The sequence below is a fragment of the Chromohalobacter sp. HP20-39 genome, from assembly GCF_033052815.1.
Taxonomy (GTDB): Bacteria; Pseudomonadota; Gammaproteobacteria; order Pseudomonadales; family Halomonadaceae; genus Chromohalobacter.
Map to the genome: position 1 here is coordinate 1 of NZ_JAWHTP010001238.1, position 231 is coordinate 231.

General features: G+C 66.7%; 1 protein-coding gene. It reads right to left on the minus strand.

The annotated features are described in order from the left end of the window. Positions 1-231, minus strand: a 231-nt coding sequence (locus RVY79_RS21825; RefSeq protein ID WP_317466713.1) for a DUF2161 family putative PD-(D/E)XK-type phosphodiesterase, incomplete at both ends; no start/stop codon positions are given.

The window sequence follows — 231 nt, forward strand, 5'->3', positions numbered from 1 at the left end:
ACACATTCCGGTGCAGGATCTTCTGTGCGTCGGGATAGGCCGGTTTGAGCTCTTTCAGCTTGCGTGGACCGGAAGCGAGAGCGGCAGCGCAGCCGAGCGCCTGCTGACGATAGGCGGTCATGATCGGCGTCTTGGTGCTGCCGCCGAGGGCAGGGTCGCCGATCCGCTTTCGGTGCTCGGTGACCAGTCGGGCGCGCTTCTTCGGATTGCGGCGCGGCGCTGCGATCGGCG